This window comes from Halomonas sp. KM007 (assembly GCF_050709225.1).
GTDB lineage: Bacteria > Pseudomonadota > Gammaproteobacteria > Pseudomonadales > Halomonadaceae > Vreelandella > Vreelandella hamiltonii.
The window spans coordinates 1,857,015-1,875,851 of the sequence record NZ_CP136131.1 but is presented as its reverse complement, the minus strand read 5'-3'; the positions used below and the strand labels follow the sequence as shown (position 1 = coordinate 1,875,851).

Annotated in this window: 20 protein-coding genes; 5 read left to right on the top strand and 15 right to left on the bottom strand. The window is 56.7% G+C overall.

Translation table 11 applies throughout. The features are described 5' to 3' along the window. Positions 1-171: 171 nt before the first annotated feature. The 9 genes from RVM27_RS08785 to argC all read right to left on the bottom strand — a co-directional run bounded on the left by RVM27_RS08785 (position 172) and on the right by argC (position 9,003). Complete coding sequence (locus RVM27_RS08785) at positions 172-1,116, bottom strand: ParB/RepB/Spo0J family partition protein (RefSeq protein ID WP_498956371.1); 945 nt, start codon at positions 1,114-1,116, stop codon at positions 172-174. Positions 1,117-1,182: 66 nt separating this feature from the next. Continuing rightward, positions 1,183-1,950 (bottom strand): ParA family protein, encoded by a 768-nt coding sequence (locus RVM27_RS08780; RefSeq protein ID WP_498956370.1) that lies wholly within the window; start codon positions 1,948-1,950, stop codon positions 1,183-1,185. Next, positions 1,950-2,615 (bottom strand): 16S rRNA (guanine(527)-N(7))-methyltransferase RsmG, encoded by a 666-nt coding sequence (gene rsmG / locus RVM27_RS08775; protein ID WP_498956369.1) that lies wholly within the window; start codon positions 2,613-2,615, stop codon positions 1,950-1,952. The genes RVM27_RS08780 and rsmG overlap by 1 nt, the downstream gene beginning before the upstream one ends. Beyond that, positions 2,612-4,516, bottom strand: a complete 1,905-nt coding sequence (gene mnmG / locus RVM27_RS08770) for a tRNA uridine-5-carboxymethylaminomethyl(34) synthesis enzyme MnmG (RefSeq protein WP_189463650.1) — start codon at positions 4,514-4,516, stop codon at positions 2,612-2,614. The genes rsmG and mnmG overlap by 4 nt, the downstream gene beginning before the upstream one ends. A gap of 542 nt (positions 4,517-5,058) precedes the next feature. Further along, positions 5,059-5,817: an amino acid ABC transporter ATP-binding protein gene (locus RVM27_RS08765; RefSeq protein WP_016915589.1), complete on the bottom strand. Its 759-nt coding sequence runs from the start codon at positions 5,815-5,817 to the stop codon at positions 5,059-5,061. 10 nt (positions 5,818-5,827) lie between these two features. Further along, on the bottom strand, positions 5,828-6,499 hold the full coding sequence (locus tag RVM27_RS08760) for an amino acid ABC transporter permease (RefSeq protein WP_016915590.1): 672 nt from the start codon (positions 6,497-6,499) through the stop codon (positions 5,828-5,830). 98 nt (positions 6,500-6,597) lie between these two features. Then, positions 6,598-7,365, bottom strand: a complete 768-nt coding sequence (locus RVM27_RS08755) for a type 2 periplasmic-binding domain-containing protein (RefSeq protein WP_498956368.1) — start codon at positions 7,363-7,365, stop codon at positions 6,598-6,600. A 151-nt stretch (positions 7,366-7,516) separates the two neighbouring features. Beyond that, on the bottom strand, positions 7,517-7,870 hold the full coding sequence (gene erpA, locus RVM27_RS08750; protein WP_026001913.1) for an iron-sulfur cluster insertion protein ErpA: 354 nt from the start codon (positions 7,868-7,870) through the stop codon (positions 7,517-7,519). Between the two features lie 98 nt (positions 7,871-7,968). After that, on the bottom strand, positions 7,969-9,003 hold the full coding sequence (gene argC / locus RVM27_RS08745) for an N-acetyl-gamma-glutamyl-phosphate reductase (protein WP_081138476.1): 1,035 nt from the start codon (positions 9,001-9,003) through the stop codon (positions 7,969-7,971). A 163-nt stretch (positions 9,004-9,166) separates the two neighbouring features. Between argC and RVM27_RS08740 the strand changes: the two genes are divergently transcribed. From RVM27_RS08740 to RVM27_RS08720, 5 genes are all read left to right on the top strand, one after another. Continuing rightward, the gene (locus RVM27_RS08740) at positions 9,167-10,972 is read left to right on the top strand and encodes a chloride channel protein (RefSeq protein WP_498956367.1); all 1,806 of its coding nucleotides are present in this window, start codon (positions 9,167-9,169) and stop codon (positions 10,970-10,972) included. A gap of 22 nt (positions 10,973-10,994) precedes the next feature. Beyond that, positions 10,995-11,426: a protoporphyrinogen oxidase HemJ gene (gene hemJ / locus RVM27_RS08735; protein WP_016915595.1), complete on the top strand. Its 432-nt coding sequence runs from the start codon at positions 10,995-10,997 to the stop codon at positions 11,424-11,426. After that, a complete protein-coding gene (gene thiD, locus RVM27_RS08730; protein WP_100731119.1) occupies positions 11,426-12,235 on the top strand; it encodes a bifunctional hydroxymethylpyrimidine kinase/phosphomethylpyrimidine kinase in 810 nt (269 codons plus the stop codon). The genes hemJ and thiD overlap by 1 nt, the downstream gene beginning before the upstream one ends. 37 nt (positions 12,236-12,272) lie before the next feature. Then, a complete protein-coding gene (gene hemL / locus RVM27_RS08725; RefSeq protein ID WP_498956366.1) occupies positions 12,273-13,553 on the top strand; it encodes a glutamate-1-semialdehyde 2,1-aminomutase in 1,281 nt (426 codons plus the stop codon). Between the two features lie 86 nt (positions 13,554-13,639). Continuing rightward, the gene (locus RVM27_RS08720) at positions 13,640-14,017 is read left to right on the top strand and encodes a hypothetical protein (protein WP_498956365.1); all 378 of its coding nucleotides are present in this window, start codon (positions 13,640-13,642) and stop codon (positions 14,015-14,017) included. A gap of 61 nt (positions 14,018-14,078) precedes the next feature. Here RVM27_RS08720 and RVM27_RS08715 read toward each other — a convergent pair whose 3' ends face one another. The 6 genes from RVM27_RS08715 to RVM27_RS08690 all read right to left on the bottom strand — a co-directional run bounded on the left by RVM27_RS08715 (position 14,079) and on the right by RVM27_RS08690 (position 18,733). Beyond that, positions 14,079-15,347: a hypothetical protein gene (locus tag RVM27_RS08715; protein WP_498956364.1), complete on the bottom strand. Its 1,269-nt coding sequence runs from the start codon at positions 15,345-15,347 to the stop codon at positions 14,079-14,081. Between the two features lie 61 nt (positions 15,348-15,408). Then, complete coding sequence (locus RVM27_RS08710; protein WP_287804591.1) at positions 15,409-15,951, bottom strand: hypothetical protein; 543 nt, start codon at positions 15,949-15,951, stop codon at positions 15,409-15,411. Positions 15,952-16,205: 254 nt separating this feature from the next. Continuing rightward, positions 16,206-17,036, bottom strand: coding sequence for a CsgG/HfaB family protein (locus tag RVM27_RS08705; RefSeq protein ID WP_287804589.1), 831 nt, complete (start codon positions 17,034-17,036; stop codon positions 16,206-16,208). A 55-nt stretch (positions 17,037-17,091) separates the two neighbouring features. Then, positions 17,092-17,508, bottom strand: coding sequence for a curli assembly protein CsgF (locus tag RVM27_RS08700; RefSeq protein ID WP_287804587.1), 417 nt, complete (start codon positions 17,506-17,508; stop codon positions 17,092-17,094). Then, positions 17,508-18,023 (bottom strand): CsgE family curli-type amyloid fiber assembly protein, encoded by a 516-nt coding sequence (locus tag RVM27_RS08695; RefSeq protein ID WP_287804585.1) that lies wholly within the window; start codon positions 18,021-18,023, stop codon positions 17,508-17,510. Before RVM27_RS08695 ends, RVM27_RS08700 begins: the two co-directional genes overlap by 1 nt. Positions 18,024-18,040: 17 nt before the next feature. Beyond that, positions 18,041-18,733, bottom strand: coding sequence for a LuxR C-terminal-related transcriptional regulator (locus RVM27_RS08690; RefSeq protein WP_039179084.1), 693 nt, complete (start codon positions 18,731-18,733; stop codon positions 18,041-18,043). Positions 18,734-18,837 lie beyond the last annotated feature (104 nt).

Sequence of the window (18,837 nt, the reverse complement as noted above, 5' to 3'; positions counted from 1 at the left end):
TGCTCAATGGGGTAACGAGTACGCCCGTTCGTCCAAGCAAGCTTTCGACAAACACGGCGGATTATAGGGAAGCGCTATCACACCTTCAACCGAAGTTGCACGGATTTCGCACGTTTTGGCGTTTACTTGCGACCAAAGGGTTAAAAAAAGGCCGCTTATTTCATTAGCCTGCTACTTTATATGGGCAAGAATGCCATCCAGCTCTTCAAGGCTTGTATAACGTATGGTGACTTTTCCTTTGCCCTTTTGACCGTGGTCGATGGAGACAGGCGCGCCCAGTAGCTCGCCCAGGTGCGTTTCGAGGCGCGCCACATCGGCGGTCTTGGCCACTTTTTTGGCCGATGCTACCGGTGACTGCTGAGTGTCGTGCACCTTCTTGACCAGCGCCTCGGTGTCTCTCACCGTCAGGTCCTTGTTGACCACTTCATGGGCCACCTGGCGTTGCTGGGCGCTGTTCAACGACAGTAGGGCACGAGCATGCCCCATATCCAGATCGCCACGCTCCAGCAGGGTCTGCACTTCCGGGTCCAGGGCCAACAAACGCAGCAGGTTGGCCACCTGCGTGCGGGATTTGCCCACGGCATCGGCCACCTGCTGCTGGGTAAGCTCGAACTCTTCTGCCAGGCGTTTTAACGCCAGCGCTTCTTCGATGGCATTGAGGTTTTCACGCTGAATGTTCTCGATCAGCGCCAGCGCCAGCGCTACGTCGTCGCTGACATGGCGAATGACCGCCGGAATGACATCCAGCTCGGCCAGTTGGGCAGCGCGCCAGCGCCGTTCACCGGCAATGATTTCATAGCGGTCCGGGCCAATCGGGCGAACGACGATCGGCTGCATGACCCCCTGGGCGCGAATGGAGTCGGCAAGCTCCTCCAGTGCCTCGGGCTGAATGTCGCGGCGAGGCTGGTACTTGCCCCGGGTCAGTTGCCCCAGCGGCAGCCGCTCCAGGCGTTCGGCATGGGCATCGTCCTGCGCTGCCTCTGCGGAAGCACCTTCCGGCAGAAGGGCCTCTGTGCCTTGTGAGGCGCTACTGGTCAGGTCCAAACTGTCACGACGACGGGCGCCCGCACCAATCAGGGCATCCAGGCCACGTCCTAGCGCGCGTTTACGCGTCATTCGCTTTCCCTCGTTGAACGTTACGTACTTCGAACCTTACAGCGACAGCCGCCGTAACGACAGGCGTTACAGTGACAACCGTCGAATCATCTCTTTGGCCAGCACGCGGTAGGCCTGGCTGCCCCGCGAAAAACGGGCGTACTGGGTCACGGGCAGGCCATGACTTGGCGCTTCTGCCACTTTCACGTTGCGCGGAATGGTGGTTTTCAGCAGCGCATCGCCGAAAAAGTCGCGTAGCTGCTTGTCCACTTCCCGCGTGAGGCTGGTGCGCTTGTCGTACATGGTGCGCAGGATACCGGAGACGGCAAGCTCGGAATTCACGCTCTGCTTGATCTGTTCCACGGTATCCAGCAGCGCCGAGAGTCCTTCCAGAGCGTAAAATTCACACTGCAGCGGGATCAGTACGCCATGGGCTGCAGTAAGCGCATTCACCGTGAGCATGTTCAGCGACGGCGGGCAGTCGATCAGCACCACATCGTATTCGTCGGCCACGCTGGCCAGCGCCTGAGAAAGGCGACTCTGCCGCTGCTCGGCGTCCAGCAGCTCGACTTCCGCCGCCGTCAAATCGCCATTGCCCGGCAAGACATCGTAACGAACCGACAAACCGCGCACGATGGCGTCGCTGGCCGAGGTTTCCCCCAAGAGCACGTCCAGCACGCTCTTTTCCAGATCATACTTGTCGATCCCACTGCCCATGCTGGCATGCCCCTGGGGGTCGAGGTCGACCAACAGTACGCGCCGGTCCAGGGCGGCCAGGCTGGCGGCCAGATTGACGGCTGAAGTGGTCTTGCCCACGCCGCCTTTTTGGTTGGTCAGGGCAATGATCTGGCTCACTACTCAACTCCTTTTGGGGTCAGGATCAACAGCTGCCGCTCGGCCGTCTCGAAGGGTATATTCAACAGGTGCCGAGCGTTCAGTTCAACACCTGCTGGCAGGTCGCGCAGCTCGTCATCGGCACCGGGGCCCTTCATGGCCAGCCACTGGCCGTCGGCGGTCGGTAGCGGGCGCGTCAAGGTCACGAAGTCCACCAGGCTGGCGAAGGCCCGCGAGATCACCTGATCGAAGTGCTGGCCCGCAAACTGCTCGACCCTTGCCTGAGTGGGCGTCACGTTGCTCAGCGCCAGCTCCATGACGGCCTGCCGTTGGAAGCGAACCTTCTTGCCGTTGCTGTCCAGCAGCGTCACCTGAAGTTCGGGCTTCAAAATCGCCAGCACCAGTCCAGGCAAGCCTGGCCCGGCGCCTACGTCCAGAAGTCGGGGCCCCCGAATGAAGGGCGCCACCGCCGCACTGTCCAGCACGTGGCGAGACACCATTTCATCGACGTCGCGTACGGCGGTGAGGTTATAAGCCCGGTTCCACTTGTGCAATAGCGCCAGCAGCCCCAGCAGCTGCTCACGCTGGGCGGGCGTAATGGCGATATCCAGTTGGGCCAGCCCTTGCTCCAGTCTGGGGGCCACACTAGCGGGCAGGCTTTCAATCAGCGGCGGCAAGAAACTCATCCGTTGGCGACCTCGGTATGGCTGATCAGGCGGCGCTTTTTCAGGTGAATCAGCAGTATCGAGACGGCAGCAGGCGTCACTCCAGAGATACGGGCAGCCTGGGCAAGGGTTTCCGGCCGCGCGGCGCTGAGCTTCTGGCGAATCTCGTGGGAGAGCCCCTCCACGTTGTGATAATCCAGCTCAGCGGGGAGCGCTGTGGCTTCGTGGCGCTTGAGCTTGTCGATTTCGTCCTGCTGACGATCGATGTACCCCTGATACTTGGCCTGAATCTGCACCTGTTCGGCGACAGCTTCATCCTCCACGCCGCCGCTTTCCATGCCCGGCAGGTCGGCAATATCGGCGTAGGTCAGTTCAGGGCGCTTCAGCAAATCGCTCAGGCAGTACTCCCGCGACAGCGGCTTGCCGGTTTTCTCGGCGATGCTGGCGGCAGCCGGGCTGTTGGGATGTACCCAGGCGCTGGACAAGCGCGTGGCTTCACGCTCGATGGCATCACGTTTCTGGCTGAAAGCCGCCCAGCGGGTGTCATCGACCAACCCCAGCTGGCGGCCCTGCTCGGTCAGGCGGAGGTCGGCATTGTCTTCACGCAGCAGCAGCCGATACTCGGCGCGTGACGTGAACATGCGATAGGGTTCCTTGGTGCCCATGGTGATCAGGTCATCCACCAGAACGCCTAGATACGCCTCGTCACGACGTGGGTACCACGCCTCCAGCTGCTTGGCTCGCCGTGCCGCGTTGAGCCCCGCCAGCAACCCTTGAGCACCCGCTTCTTCGTAGCCAGTGGTGCCGTTGATCTGCCCGGCAAAAAACAGGTTGTGGATAAATTTGGTTTCCAGCGAGTGCTTCAAATCCCGCGGGTCGAAGAAGTCATACTCGATGGCATAACCCGGGCGCGTGATATGGGCGTTTTCCAACCCTTTGATGGAGCGCACGACCTGCAGCTGCACATCGAAGGGCAGTGAGGTGGAGATCCCATTGGGGTAGAGCTCGTGGGTATCCAGACCTTCCGGTTCGATGAACACCTGATGGCTCGATTTGTCGGCGAAGCGATGCACCTTGTCTTCGATCGACGGGCAGTAGCGGGGGCCGATGCCTTCGATTACCCCGGAGTACATGGGGGAACGATCGAGGTTGTTCAGGATGATCTCGTGGGTGCGCTCGTTGGTGTGCGCAATATGGCAGCTCACCTGCTGAGGATGCATGCCCCGATGCCCCAGGTAGGACATGATCGGCGTGGGCGTGTCGCCTGGTTGCTCTTCCAGCTGTGAAAAGTCGACGGATTTGGCATCGATACGCGGAGGGGTACCGGTCTTCAACCTGTCGACGTGAAAAGGCAGTGCCCGCAGTCGCTCTGCCAGCGCATTGGAAGGTGGGTCGCCTGCGCGGCCACCACGGCTTTGGTCCAACCCGATGTGGATAACACCGCCAAGGAACGTGCCCGTGCTCAGCACCACCGACTCGGCATGAAAACGAATGCCTGTCTCGGTCACTACACCACGTACGGTGTCGTTATCCACAATGAGGTCGCCAGCCGCCTGCTGGAAAATCGTCAGGTTCGGCTGGTTTTCCAGCATGCCTCGAATGGCGGCCTTGTAGCGGATCCTGTCTGCCTGGGCGCGGGTCGCGCGTACGGCAGGCCCCTTACGTGCGTTGAGTACTCGAAACTGGATGCCGCCCAAATCCGTGGCTAGCCCCATGGCACCACCCAACGCATCGATCTCCTTGACCAGATGGCTCTTGCCGATCCCACCAATGGCGGGATTGCAGGACATTTGGCCCAGCGTCTCGATGTTGTGGGTCAGCAATAGGGTTTGACAGCCCATGCGAGCAGAGGCCAGTGCGGCTTCGGTTCCCGCATGGCCACCGCCGATGACAATCACGTCAAAGCGGTCGGGGTAGTTCAAGAGACACCTCGTCTTGTGCCCAAGGCACGGATGATGTGGTCAGCGGATCACCGCTGTTGGAATAAGCCCGCCAGTATAAACCTCCTGTGGGTAACCGTCAGGTTTTTCCACATCCTTGCTATCAGTGGTTTTATAAATTAATAACAAAATAAAAATATATAAGAGAAGTTCTGTAAATGTAGTTACTAATGGTGTGGACAAAATCTGTTGATAAATGATTTTTTCCTATATTAATCATCATTTTGTATTGTTGACCAAGCAGTGGTGAACCGGCGGAGTGCCTGCGTAGAAGCGGTGACGGAGCTGTGGATGAAAAGCTTACTTACCCACAGGCCAGGTTAACGACGGCTTATCCACCGCTGGCTACCGCGCTTGTTACCGCACCTGTGAACAAGTGATCTGGTGACCATCATATGCGTTGAAAGATGCCCATGGCGCGGGTGTCAGCCAGATAGTGGCAGCCGAGGAAAAAATATTATCCACAGGCAAAAAAAAGGCCTGTCGCAAGGACAGGCCGGTCTCTGAGGTGCCCTGATGGGCTGCTAGTGCTTCAATACGCGCGCCAAGAAGGACTGGGTGCGTTCATGCTGAGGTGCATCGAACAGCTGTTCCGGTGGCCCTTGCTCGGTGATTTCCCCTTTGTGAATGAAGATGACGCGGTCGGCTACTTCCCGCGCAAAGCCCATTTCATGGGTCACGATGACCATGGTCATGCCTTCCTTGGCCAGCTCACGCATGGCGTCCAGCACTTCACCGATCATCTCCGGGTCTAGCGCCGAGGTGGGCTCGTCGAAGAGCATGAGCCGGGGTTCCATGGCCAGCGCGCGGGCCAGGGCGACCCGCTGCTGCTGCCCTCCAGAGAGCTGGCTGGGGTACTTCTGTGCCTGATCGGCAATGCCGACGCGTTCCAACAGCCGCTGAGCCGTCTCTTCGGCATCCTTACGGCTCCAGCCACGCACTTTCATGGGGGCCAGGGTAATGTTGTCGATGACGCTCAGATGGGGGAAGAGGTTGAACTGCTGGAACACCATGCCGACTTCGGTGCGGATGGTTTGCAGGGCCTTGCTGCTTTTGCCATCGGGCAGCAGCGTATTGCCATCGACATCGAGGCTGCCGGACTGAAACTCTTCCAGCCCGTTGATGCAGCGGATCAGCGTGGATTTGCCAGAACCGCTGGCGCCGATCACGACGACGACTTCTCCAGGGACGATTTCCAGATCGATGTTCTTGAGCACATGCAGGCTGCCAAAGTGCTTGTTGAGCTTCTGCATTTGCACAATGGGCGATGAGGTCGAAGTCATTGTGCGCTCCTTATTGGCCAACGACGCCGCGCCGTTCCAACTGGCGCAGGATGATAGAGAGGGTCCAGGTAATGGCCAGGTACATCAGGGCGACCATGAAATAGACTTCCAGCGCCGTGAAGGTGGTGGCAATGTAGATCTGTCCTTGGCGCACCAGCTCACCCACCCCGATGACGGAAAACAGCGAGGTGTCCTTGATGCTGATGATGCCCTGGTTGCCCAGCGGAGGGATCATGCGGCGGAAGGCTTGAGGCCAGATGACGTAACGAAACGACTGCGCTCGGGAGAGCCCCAGCGACAGCGATGCTTCGCGTTGCCCGCGTTCGATCGACTGCACGCCTCCGCGTACGATTTCGGAGATATAGGCCCCTGAATTGACGGCAATGGCGGCAATGCCGGCCACCAGCGCATTGATGGGGCCACCCAGTAGTTGGGGCAGGCCGTAGAAAATGAACAGCACCTGCACCAGGATGGGTGTACCGCGAAAGACTTCGACATACAGGATGGCTGGCCAGCGCAGCCAGCGCGTGCGGCTGATGCGCAGCAGGCCAAAGAAGATGCCGATGAAAAAGCCAATGGCCAGGCCGCCGAACGAGATCAGCAGTGTCCACGGAATACCGGGTAACAAGTAGGGAATCGAGCGGAAAGCGGCCGCCCAGTCGAATTGAAAAGTGACTTCCACGTGACGTCTCCAGAACAGCACCACACAATGATTCAGGGCCGGGGGCTAGGCCGCCCGGCCCTGTAAACGTGAGATAACGCACTTACCTATGACAGTGCTTACTCTTCGTCGGAGGTCTCACCAAACCACTTCTGGTAAATCTCGTCGTAGGTGCCGTCTTCACGCATGGCCGCGAGTGCTTCATTGGCGGGTTCTACCCACTGGCTACCCTTGTGGAAGACGATGCCGTACTGCTGGCCTTCGTACAGGGGGCCGACGACCTTGGTGCGACCTTCACCGCGTGTTTGCGAGAAGTAGGCAACGTTGGGGGCATCGTAGAACGCGGCATCGACGTTACGCCCCAGCAGGGCCATGTACATGTCGCTATTGCCTGGATAGGGAGTGATATCGGCGTCGTCGCCCAGCTGCTCTTGCAGGAAGTCGTAGCTGGTGGAGCCGATGCGCGTGGCGATGGAGAGCCCGGCCAGGTCTTCGATGGACTCTACGTCATCGTTGTCGGCACGCACGATGATCTGCAGGCCCGAGTCGTAGTAGGGATCAGAGAAGTCGACGATCTGCGCACGCTCTTCGGTGATGGTCACACCGGCAATGGCAATTTCCTGGCTGCCGGTCTGGACGGCCGGAATGATGCCCGCGAACTCCATGGTGGTGAGATTGATGTCGAAGCCAGCCCGTTCGGCGATTTCGTTGATGATGTCCATGTCGAAGCCGATCATTTCACCGGTTTCGGGGTCGAGCATCTCGAAAGGCACAAAGCTTGGGTCAGTCACCACATTGACCGTGGGTGTGTCAGCAAACGCAGTGGTACTGCCCAAGCCCAGTGCAACGGCAGTGGCGATAGCGGAGGTGGTAAAAAAGTGTTTCATTAGTTTCCCCGAGTTTTATGTGGTTTCCGTCACCGTTTATATAGTGTGTTTCTTCTTATAAACCGGTCGATGAACCGTTATTGACCTTTTTACCTTGGCGAGAAACCGCCAAGGCGTCAAGTCATGGGGAAGTCGTTGCGACCAACGCTGGTCATACCATGAACGAGGCACCACAGCCGCAGGTGGTAGTGGCATTGGGGTTTTGCACGCGAAAACGCGCCCCTGCCAGGCCCTCTTCGTAGTCCACGGTAGAGCCGACCAGGTATTGGTAGGAGAGGGGGTCCACCACCAGCGTGGCGTCTCCGAATTCGATCAGGGTGTCGTCCTCTGCCACGTTGTCGGCAAAGTCAAAACCATACTGAAAGCCGGAACAGCCACCACCGGTGACATAGACACGCAGCTTGAGGGCTGGATTGTGCTCTTCGGCCATGAGTGCCTTGATGCGCTGGCGCGCACTGTCGGACAGCATTAAAGGGGTTGGAACAAAAGCTTCTGCACCGCTCATGGGTACCTCCCGCGAGCTTTAGGAACGAATAGATGGCATGGGGGGATTATGGGTAATTCCCAGCAAAATGGTCAACTATTGCCGGGAATTACTGTGGCTCAAGGCATCAGAGCGGGGGCGTTGAGGCCCATCTGCTCATCGAAGCCAAACATCAGGTTCAGGTTCTGGATGGCCTGGCCGGAGGCGCCCTTGACCAGGTTGTCGATGACGGAAAGTACCACCACCGTATTGCCGTTGCCCGGACGATGCACGGCGATGCGGCAGGTATTGTTGCCTTTTACGCTGCGGGTTTCCGGGTGGCTGCCGGCGGGCATGACGTCCACGAACGGCTCATTGGCAAAGCGTTTTTCGAACAGTGCCTGCAAGTCGCCTGGCTCGGTGCTGAGGGTGCTGTAGAGCGTGGCGTGGATGCCGCGGATCATGGGTGTCAGGTGGGGGACGAAGGTCAATCCCACGGTGTCTGGCTGCATGTCGCCCAGGCCCTGACGAATTTCCGGCAGATGGCGATGGCCGCCTGCACCGTAGGCTTTCATGGACTCGCTGGCTTCGGCCAGCAGCGAGGCGACCTTGGCACCCCGCCCAGCGCCAGTGACCCCGGACTTGCAGTCGGCAATCAGCTGATTCGGGTCGATCAGGCCCGCTTCCAGCAGCGGCAGGTAACCTAGCTGAACGGCGGTGGGGTAGCAGCCGGGTACCGCGATCAGACGCGCGGTCTTGATCTTTTCACGATGCATTTCCGGCAGGCCGTAGACCGCCTCTTTCAACAGTTCAGGGGCGCCGTGGGGCTGGTCGTACCAGCGGCTCCACTCGTCGGCATCGCGCAGGCGAAAGTCGGCCGACAGGTCGATGACGCGGGTTCCGTTGGCCAATAGCTCGCCTGCCAGCGCGTGGGCCACGCCATGAGGGGTGGCAAAAAAGACGGCGTCCATGGCCCCCAGGGCCTTGGCATCGGGCTCACTGAAGGTCAGGGTATCGTAGTGGCCTCGCAGGTTGGGGTACATGTCACAGACCTTGACGCCTGCTTCCGAGCGCGACGTTATCGCTTGAACATTTACCTCGGGGTGCTGGGCCAGCAGCCTCAGAAGTTCAACACCGGTGTAGCCAGTGCCGCCTACAATGCCAACGTTTATCACAGATCACTCCTTGCGCCTTCTGCACAGTCCTGGCAGCGGTAATTAGCAGCCTGGCAAGTTTTGCGAGGCTGTTGATGTGTCTCCAGCTATGATACACAAGAGAGCAGGCGCAGAAGAGCACTGCGTGTCGTAGACCCACTCTACCCAACCAAGGACGAGCGTTGTGGCAGGTTTTTCGCGGTCAGATTTCACCTTAGAGGGTTTTCGTCGCCAGCTGGCCAATGTGGATGCCTTGCCGCAACTGTGTGTGCTGGGGCTGGTGTCTGGTGTCATGACCGGGGCTGTCATGGTGGCATTCAGGCTGCTGCTGGAGGCGGGAGCCGCGCTGTACATGCCGGACGGTAACCCGGAAGGCTTCGAAGCGCTGCCCCCGTGGGTCAGAGCGCTGCTGCCCCTGCTGGCCGTGAGCGTCATCGGTGTGCTGCTGTATCGTCAGAAGGCCACCGCACGCAAGCTGGGCGTCGGCCATGTCATCGAGCGCCTGACCTACCATCAGGGCCGTTTTCCACTGCGTAACTGGCTCAACCAGTGGTGGGTCGGGGTGGTATCGGTGTTGGGCGGTCTCTCTGCTGGCCGTGAAGGACCGGCAATTCATCTGGGGGCGGCGGCTTCCAGTGGCCTGGGGATGCGGCTGCGGCTGCCACACAACAGCCTGCGTGTGCTGGTGGCCTGTGGAACGGCGGCGGGTATTTCTGCCTCTTTCAATACGCCCATCGCGGGGGTCATCTTTGCCATGGAAGTGGTCATGATGGAGTACACCCTGATGAGCTTCATGCCGGTGATCCTGGCTTCCACCATGGGTGCGCTGGTGGCTCAGCTGGCGTACGGAAACGAGCCAGCCTTCCGCATCCCTGAAGTAGCACTTGGCTCGCTGATGAATTTGCCCTGGATAGTGGTGACGGGGCTGGTGATTGGCCTGATGGCTGGCGTATTCATTCATCTGGCACGCCATGCCTTCCTGCAAGGGCTTCCGTTATGGCTGAGGCTGGGCAGCGTTGGAGTTGCTACGGGAGCACTGGCGTGGTGGTTTCCTGAAATACAGGGCATTGGCTACGATAGCCTGGCCGCGGCGCTGAATAACCAACTGACCGTTAGCGTATTGCTGGCGCTGATGATTGGCAAGCTGCTGATCACGGCTCTGACCGTGGCGGGCGGTGTGCCGATCGGTATCATCGGCCCCGTGCTGGTGTCGGGCGCAGCCTCCGGCGCACTGGCAGGCATGCTGGGTGGCTGGCTATGGCCCGACAAGGCGGCAGACCCCGGGATTTATGCCATGCTGGGGATGGCCGCCATGATGGGCGCCGTGTTGCAGGCTCCGCTAGCGGCCTTGATGGCACTGCTGGAGTTGACCCACACCCCCCACATGATGTTGCCTGGCATGCTGGCGGTGGTGGTGGCTTGCCTGACTTCGCGACAGTTGACGGGATGTGAAGGGTTTTTCGTCAGTTCGGTGCGGTATGGCATGCACCCCTTGCAGCAGCCGTTGATGCAGGCGCTTTCCAGAGTGTCGGTGCCTGCGGTCATGGAGCGCTCTCTGGTGCGTACCGAGCGCATGATCACCCTCGAGCAGGCCCGCCAGCGGCTGGAGGCCAACCCTACCTGGCTGGTGATCGAACGATCCAGCGACGACAAGCCGGTATTGGGCTTGAAAGCGGCAGAGCTGGCCCGCTGGTTGCTGGAGCATGACGAAGCCTTGAAAGAGGGAGCCGCGCAAGAGGAGGAGTTGATCGACCTGCTGGAAATTCCCGGGCAGCGGCTGGAAATGGCCCCCATCGGTTTGCAGGCCACCCTGTCGGAAGCCTTCCTCAAGCTGCAGGACAATACGCTGGATGCGCTCTACGTGATTCATGGCTACCGGCCAAAGCAGCAGCGAATTTCAGGTATCATTACTCGCGGCGCCATCGAGCGCTATTACCACTATACCGATACACGTCATTCTGACCCCCGTGACCCCACTGTTTCGCAATGAGCGCACCTATTAAGGAGAGACCATGTACGAGTGGATAAAGGCCATTCACCTGATGGCCGTTGTGACCTGGTTTGCTGCACTGTTCTATCTGCCACGGCTATACGTGTACCACGCGATGGCGCGCGACAAGGGGGATGTCCAGGCCATCGACTACTTCAAGACCATGGAGCGCAAGCTTTATCGCGGCATCATGACGCCTTCCATGATCGTCGTGCTGCTGTTTGGCGGCTGGCTGCTTTACCTGGTACCTGCCTGGTTCACTCAGGGCTGGATGCACGTGAAGCTGACGCTGGTGGTATTGCTGGTGGCCTATCACCACGTATGTCTGATCTATTTGAAGCAGTTGGCCCAGGATCGCTGCACCAAGAGCCACGTGTTCTTCCGCTGGTTCAATGAGGCCCCTGTCGTGGCCCTGATCGCCATCATTCTTCTGGCGGTAGTGAAACCCTTTTGATGCGCCAACCACTTCCTCCCGTTGTACTGGTATTGGCAGGCCATGATCCTACCGGCGGCGCTGGACTGGTCGCCGATAGCGAAGCCATCGCCGCGTGTGGTGGCTGGGCAGTGACCATTCCCACCGCCCTGACCGTGCAGAACTGCCATAATGTCACCACGGTATTGCCAGCCGATGCAGCTGCCATGCGGCAAATGGCAGAAGCGCTGGTCGACATGCAGATTGCCGCCATCAAGCTAGGCTTGCTGGCGGACGAAGCAACCTTGCGTGCGGCCGAGCAGATCGTGCGGCGTTTTCCGGGTGTACCGGTGGTGGCAGACCCTGTCTTGAAAGCGGGCGGCGGCACTGAGTTATCCACACCCCGTTTGCAGAAGCTTTATAGTGACCGTCTGCTTCCCCTTGTGGATATCCTGACGCCCAACCGCCATGAACTGATCGCGCTCACGCCTGAGATCGACGCACCGTTCGATGATACGGCCCGCGCTGTTTCGTTGTTATCGCGCGGGTGCCAGGCGGTGCTGGTCACCGCCACGGATGAGCCTCTGCCCGGCAGCGGGCAGCAGGTGGTCAACACACTGCATTCGCCCGATACCACTCGCCAGTGGCAGTGGCCCAGACTGCCGGAAGTGTTTCACGGGTCCGGATGTACGTTGGCTTCCGCCCTGGCCGCTCGTTTGGCGGTAGGTGAGCGCTTACCTACGGCTTGCGAACAGGCACAGCACTTTACCTGGGAGAGTTTGTCACACGGCTATCAGCCGCCCAGCGGGCAGTGTTTGCCTCAACGTCTATCACGCCCTGCACGCTTTTGATTTTTATTGTCCGTCAGCTATTGCTACAGAGGATGCCATGACCACATCTGCAGAATTATTTGATCTGGCCAGTCGCCATATTCCCGGTGGCGTGAACTCTCCCGTCCGTGCCTTCAAAGGGTTGCACCGCCCGCCGGTATTCATGGAACGTGCGCAGGGCGCTTACCTCTTCGATGTCGAGGGCAACCGCTACGTCGATTACATCGGCTCCTGGGGACCGATGATTACCGGTCATGCCGATCAAGACGTATTGGCGGCTGTACGTGCGCGGTTGGATAATGGGCTCTCGTTCGGTACCCCCACGGCCGTGGAAACCACCATGGCCGACCTAATTTGCGACATGATTCCCTCCATGGAAATGGTGCGCATGACCAGCTCGGGCACCGAGGCCACCATGTCAGCGATTCGGCTGGCGCGGGGCACCACGGGGCGGGACAAGATCGTCAAGTTCGAGGGTAACTACCACGGCCACTCGGACTCCCTGCTGGTAAAAGCGGGCTCCGGTGCCTTGACCCACGGCGAGCCCAGCTCACCTGGTGTACCGGCGTCGTTGGCCGAGCACACCATTACACTCTCCTATAACGACCCGGAAGGCGTTGAAGCGTGCTTTGCAGAGATCGGTGAGCAGATTGCCTGCATCATCGTCGAGCCGGTGGCGGGCAATATGAACTGCATTCCGCCTCAGCCAGGTTTCTTGGAAACCCTGCGCCACGTTTGTAACGAGTACGGCAGCATTCTGATTTTTGATGAGGTGATGACCGGATTCCGGGTTGCCCTTGGTGGTGCCCAGGCGTACTACGGTATCACGCCGGATCTGACCTGTTTGGGTAAGATCGTTGGTGGCGGTATGCCGGTCGGTGCGTTTGGCGGCAAGCGCGACATCATGCAGAACATCTCGCCGCTGGGGCCGGTATATCAGGCGGGCACCCTTTCGGGTAACCCACTGGCTATGGCCGCCGGGGTAGCACTTCTCACCAAGCTGCAGGTGCCGGGCTTCCACGATGCCCTGAGTCAGCGCGTGCAAACGCTGTGTAACGGCCTGCAAGAGCGTGCCAACGCGGCGCGGGTACCGATGATGACCCAATCCGCAGGCGGCATGTTCGGCGTGTTCTTCACCTCGCAGTCCCGTGTGGATAACTTTGCCCAAGCCACGGCGTGTAATCCCGATGCCTTCCGCCGCTTCTTCGGCGCAATGCTGGATCATGGCGTCTACCTTGCGCCGTCTGCCTATGAAGCCGGCTTTATGTCCAGTGCCCATACGCCCGAGGATATCCAGCTCACGCTGGATGCCGCAGAGAAAGCCTTTGCTGTTATGTAACACTAGGTAACTGGTAGTTAGAACGCCTGCTACACTGCAAGAGCCGCTCATGTTGAGCGGCTCTTGTGGTTAATGAGGTAGCTAACATGAAACGATCATTGGCTTGGCACGTTTCACGACGATACGGCACGCTGTTTATCGCCGTACTTACCCTTGGCTTGCCCATCTCAGGGTTAGCCGCACAGGAGCAGGATATGACCCAAATCCACATCACCATGAGCGGCTCTCCCGGCGCTGAGTTTTCCGCCGAGTGGCGCATTACCCACAACGGCGACACCGTCGAACACCCTGAAATCCACGGCACGGTACCCGCAGAGTTCACCTTTGAAGGCGATACCTTGGAAGGCACCGTCAAACTCCTGAACGATGACGAGCGGCTGGAAGTCGATATCGTCAAAGGCAGCAACCGTTCACGCTCCTCGACTCAAGGCAAAGGCGGCACGCTGACGGTGGTGGTGCGTTAGGTGACAGCATAAAAAAACCGCCCCCTTGGGGGGCGGTTTGAGAACATTATTTAACCAGGAATTAGTACTGAATGGTAGAGGCGCGGTTGCCACTGCCCACTTGAGTTACGCTGGCATTGGCGTTTACCGCACTACTTACCTGAGTGATGGTGGAGATGTTGTTCCAGCCACCTGCTGGGTTATGAGTTTGGCTTACAGTAGCATTATGCATGCCGCTGCCAGTTTGCAGGATGAAGGACTCGTTAAATTCTGCCCCTGCAATACCAACGCCATCTTGGGTAACGGTAGCTGTTTTACCATCACCATTTTGGATAATGAAAGAAACGTCACCTTCACTGAACTGACCAACTAACGCAGTGTTACCACTACCATTTTGGAAGATGTCAGACTCACCATCTGTACCTAGCTGGGCCACTCCAGCAAAGTTATTGTCGCCATTTAACTGCGAGACATAAGAATCATTGTCCATTCCGCTCTGTCCAACTAAGGCGATATTGGTATCTCCCGTACCTGCTGCGCCCTGCAGAATGTAAGAGTTGTTGAACGAGCCATCATCAGCTAAAAATGCTAAGTTGCTGCTGCCTGCTTGTTTGATATGACTAATACCGTCATTTCCCACTTGAACCGCTAAGGCTTGGTTGGTATCCCATTGCTGGCGAATATAGCTTTGGTTAGCTGAGCCAAGCTGAATGGCAACGGCGTCGTTATTATCCGCACCACCGCCTACGACCCCTTGATTCACAATAGATTTGTGACCAACACCCACTTGGGTGACACTAGCACCGTTGGCATCGCCACCGAACTGATCAACGCGAGATTGGTTTTCGTTGCCGACCTGAACAACGTTGGCAACACCGCCAGTGCTAAGATCCTGAGTAATATCGGAACGGTTAAGCGTACCATCTTGTATTACATCAGCTTTCAAAGCATCGCCTGTACCGCTTTGGTTTTGTGTGATGTTGGATTCGTTTTGATCTCCACCACCCTGTAACACACTGGCCGAGTTGCCTGTGGTGCCAGTCGCAGTTTGGGTGATAGTACTGTCGTTGTCACCTACTGCTGCCGTACTGCCAGGCATATTATCAAGGCCATTTGGGCCAGTCTGGAAGTTGGTAAAAGCAGGATCTGGTTGGAAAGCCGTTGGAAAACCTGCAGTGTCCCAAGCATCAGTATCGATAGGTGTATTATCGTTATCAACGCCATAACCGCCCCCTTGTCCGCCACCAGCGCTGGTATAGGTTAGGTTATTGGTAGAGACAATTGTTGTTGCCATGGCCATGCTGCTGGAAAGTGCTAGAGCGGCAGCAATTGCGGTTAGTTGCAGTTTCATGGTGTTTCCCCTTTATTTCGATCAACTTGCTTTGGTGGTTAACTGAGAAGCCAGGTGCGACTCAGTTGATATCGATAGTGACCGGTCGTGAAGTGCCCGAGTAGTTTTGTTGGTGGACATTTACATCGCGTAGGCCACTGCCCGATTGTGAAATCATTAAGCTGCTGTTGAAGCCAATTTGGATGGCATTCAACGCAACGCCAACACTGTTTCCTTCTTGAGTAGCCGTAACGCTATGGTTACGGCCTTGCTGAACAATCACGCCAATATTGTTACCGTTGTGCTGGGTCAAACTGGCCTGATTGTCGTATCCGGATTGTTTGATGTAGGCAAAGTTTTTAAATTGGTAATTCGCTGAACGAGATTGAACGACGCTCGCGCTGTTATTGATGCCTTGCTGTTGAATGATACTCACATTACCTTTTAAATGGCTAACACCTTGAGACTCTACGTATTGCGTGACTCTAGACATGCTGCCAACGAATTGGTCATTTGCTGAAGCGTCTAGGTTTAAGCTGGTTAGTAAGACACCCATCACCAATGCCGTACAGGAAGCTACGGATCCTGTCTTTTGGAGGGCTGGCAATTGGTTGAACGGTTTCATTGGGCGTTCCTTTTGAAACGTTATGTGTCTTTTTGTTTCCTGTGTTGAGTTTGGACGATTTCAAAGAAGGCGCTATCGGAAATTTTTCTAGTCATTAACTTATAAAGTTGGTGTTTTTTATTTTAATAGACATGATTGCTTTGGTTGGATTTGATGAGTTTTCTAATGCTAATAACTATAGATTCGGAAATATTAGATTTGTAAATAAAAAGCCGCTTGAAAAAGCGGCTAAAATCAATAGAGGGAATGCATACTCAAAGAATAGGTATAGGTTCGTTGAGGTAGTCGCCTAGAATCGTCTCCTGCAGATTGGTCCCTGGTGATAGGTTCCAAAGACGGTTTTCTACCCCACGGGCAATCAAGTGAATCACCGCAGACTCGATAGCAGACATCACCGCTAACTGAACGGGCTCATTCGTGGTGATGCCTGCCTCTGCTTCTAGCAAACGCCTAAAGTCGATGAAGCGATACACGCCAGCTCTAAGTTCTTTAGAGTAAATGGTTTTGGTGGTAGTGACGTTGGCAAGTATTTCACCGGTGGATATTTCTACCGCGCGCAAATTCACCGTGACTTGATCGACTTGATACTGACCCGATGCCCCGATACCAAAGTACTCTGCCCCCGCACCGCCCGTGCGGACATTGGATTCATAAGCGATAATACCGCCTTCGAGCATCACAGAGGCAGCTCGGAGTGACGGCAAGGTATCGGGCTGGCCAAAACGCTCGAATTCAGCACGAATGATGCGTCGTTCGGTCAACAGGTTCTGTAATCCCACCCTTTCTAAAGGTATGAACCAGCCTGAATCAGCAAGCGCTCCTGTGAGCATGGCGGCGGCGCCTTGGGTGACGGCGGTTGAAAAAGTGCTGGCTGGGGCGGGTCGATATTGCCCGGTTTGATCTCTAAAGTCATACACGGAGACGAATATTTTTCCCGCAGGAGGGGGTAAAGAGACCAAGTCTTGATAAGTGGCGCCCCTTGGCGTTAACGTTGCCTGGGCTCCTTCTAAATTTTCTGACGTGGCTACCATTCCAGCGCACCCGCTGAGTAGCCCAGCAATGACGATCGAGGCAATTATTTTCATGGTGTTCCCCTGAATACCTTAAGCCGTACTTTGTTTTAACGTGTACTTTTGATCATTAAGGGTTGAATAAACCGCCTACGCTAATTTCAGTCACGTCGCCGGTTATTTTATCGACGACACGAACCACTAACTGTCCGCTACTATCACTGACGACAACGCCAAACTCGTTGCTATCAAAACTACCTTCACTCACTTCCCCCCGACTCACATCAGAGATCAGCTGTGATATCAATCGGCTCTCTAGGTTTTGTATCAAACGTTGAGTAGATGAAAGTGATTGCAAACTTCGTGTATTAGGATCCGAATTCGTATCTTGTGCTTGAGCTTTGCCTAGCAAATAGCTTCCAACAAAGGGGTCGCCGCCAAAAGAGGGGTTGAGTGGTCGGTAAATCAGCTCTCCTGCCTCTGAGCCGTGGGGGATTGACAGCATGAAAATTGCTGATGCTGCACTAATATTTCTTATGATCTTCATCAGAATAACTCCTCTTTTCCCAGGTCTTTATCTGACGTCAGGGCGGCCGATAATTGTTGTTGAAGCAGCGCTTCTTCCACGATATTTACAGCTTCTCCGGCAACACGGTCCGCTTCGTTGATTCGGGGAGAGAGCTGTGTTCGGAAATACATGCGGTTGCCTTCCATGACCCAGATCTGGCTTCCCCACCGAGCATCTGGGCGCTCTTGAATGGTCAGGGTGGCGTTGCCGATGATCAGGTTATCCATCGCCCGCTGACTGAAGGCGCGATAGAACGTTTTTCCGGCCATGGTGATCGTTCGATCTACCATGATGCCGGTCAGCTCACTGCCCCTGTTCACTTGGCCTTGAACTTCCGGGCCATCTGGGCTCGACAGCTGATTGATGGCCTCTATCTCCGCTTGCTCATTGACGGGCAAGGTGCTGGCGGGGTTTGCAGGTTCATTGGCGTGACTGTAAAGCCCTGATCCTGAGCTCAGCAGTACCGTCATGATCAAGAAATGGCGAAGGTTCATGGCGTTTACCCCTGTGCCTAGCGATGCCGTTGCAGGCTTCGCGCGGCCTCCATGTTGGGGAGGATGGGGCCCAGGTTCTGGTGGATCCAGTTGAGCGCCTGAATACGATTGTGTACGTTGATTTTTCTGAAGATATTGTAAAGATGTGACTTCACCGTGTGCTCACTGACGAACAGCTTGTCGGCAATTTGCTGGTTGGACGACCCATTGCTCAGCAGTGAAATGATCTCCATCTCTCGATTGGTCAGGCCACAAGCTGGGCGAAAGGCGTTGCTCTGATACTTGCGGTAAAAAAGGATAAGCCGCGCCATCAAGTCGCGTGACATCCACAACTCCCCCTCCAGCAATGAGAGGATGCCCTTGCAGATCACTTCCAGGCTTTCATCTCGGTAAAAAACGCCTTTCAAATGAGCGCAGGAGAGTGCTTCCAAGGCGTGATCCATATCTCGCACATTGAAGGCTGCCAGCGGTGATTTCGCGAGCGAATCCGACAGTTTGTCCTGCCATTCTGGCAGTGCATCCACGCCGATATGGTCGCTGTCGATGAGTATCAGCAGTCGATCGGTGATCGTGGCAGGCAGTTGAGCAGCAGGTGAGTGAACGCTCACACTACAACCTGTGTGCTCATGCAGGTAATCAGCAAATAGCTGTGCTTGAGGGCTTTTTTCGGTGACGATGTACACCAAGCCGGGGGTCTTTTGCTGGGACATTGGGGGAGCCTCATTCAAGGAGAACATCAGCAGGCGACCCTAACAGTGTTGCCTATAAGATAATTTTCGTAAAGAAATGTTATCAAAATAATGAGTAAAGTAAT

Bases quoted from the DNA above. Each gene is read 5' to 3' on its own strand.
- RVM27_RS08785 (WP_498956371.1), bottom strand. From the start codon at position 1,116: ATGACGCGTAAACGCGCGCTAGGACGTGGCCTGGATGCCCTGATTGGT.
- rsmG (WP_498956369.1), bottom strand. From the start codon at position 2,615: ATGAGTTTCTTGCCGCCGCTGATTGAAAGCCTGCCCGCTAGTGTGGCC.
- RVM27_RS08765 (WP_016915589.1), bottom strand. From the start codon at position 5,817: ATGACTTCGACCTCATCGCCCATTGTGCAAATGCAGAAGCTCAACAAG.
- RVM27_RS08755 (WP_498956368.1), bottom strand. From the start codon at position 7,365: ATGAAACACTTTTTTACCACCTCCGCTATCGCCACTGCCGTTGCACTG.
- erpA (WP_026001913.1), bottom strand. From the start codon at position 7,870: ATGAGCGGTGCAGAAGCTTTTGTTCCAACCCCTTTAATGCTGTCCGAC.
- hemJ (WP_016915595.1), top strand. From the start codon at position 10,995: ATGTACGAGTGGATAAAGGCCATTCACCTGATGGCCGTTGTGACCTGG.
- thiD (WP_100731119.1), top strand. From the start codon at position 11,426: ATGCGCCAACCACTTCCTCCCGTTGTACTGGTATTGGCAGGCCATGAT.
- hemL (WP_498956366.1), top strand. From the start codon at position 12,273: ATGACCACATCTGCAGAATTATTTGATCTGGCCAGTCGCCATATTCCC.
- RVM27_RS08720 (WP_498956365.1), top strand. From the start codon at position 13,640: ATGAAACGATCATTGGCTTGGCACGTTTCACGACGATACGGCACGCTG.
- RVM27_RS08715 (WP_498956364.1), bottom strand. From the start codon at position 15,347: ATGAAACTGCAACTAACCGCAATTGCTGCCGCTCTAGCACTTTCCAGC.
- RVM27_RS08710 (WP_287804591.1), bottom strand. From the start codon at position 15,951: ATGAAACCGTTCAACCAATTGCCAGCCCTCCAAAAGACAGGATCCGTA.
- RVM27_RS08705 (WP_287804589.1), bottom strand. From the start codon at position 17,036: ATGAAAATAATTGCCTCGATCGTCATTGCTGGGCTACTCAGCGGGTGC.
- RVM27_RS08700 (WP_287804587.1), bottom strand. From the start codon at position 17,508: ATGAAGATCATAAGAAATATTAGTGCAGCATCAGCAATTTTCATGCTG.
- RVM27_RS08695 (WP_287804585.1), bottom strand. From the start codon at position 18,023: ATGAACCTTCGCCATTTCTTGATCATGACGGTACTGCTGAGCTCAGGA.
- RVM27_RS08690 (WP_039179084.1), bottom strand. From the start codon at position 18,733: ATGTCCCAGCAAAAGACCCCCGGCTTGGTGTACATCGTCACCGAAAAA.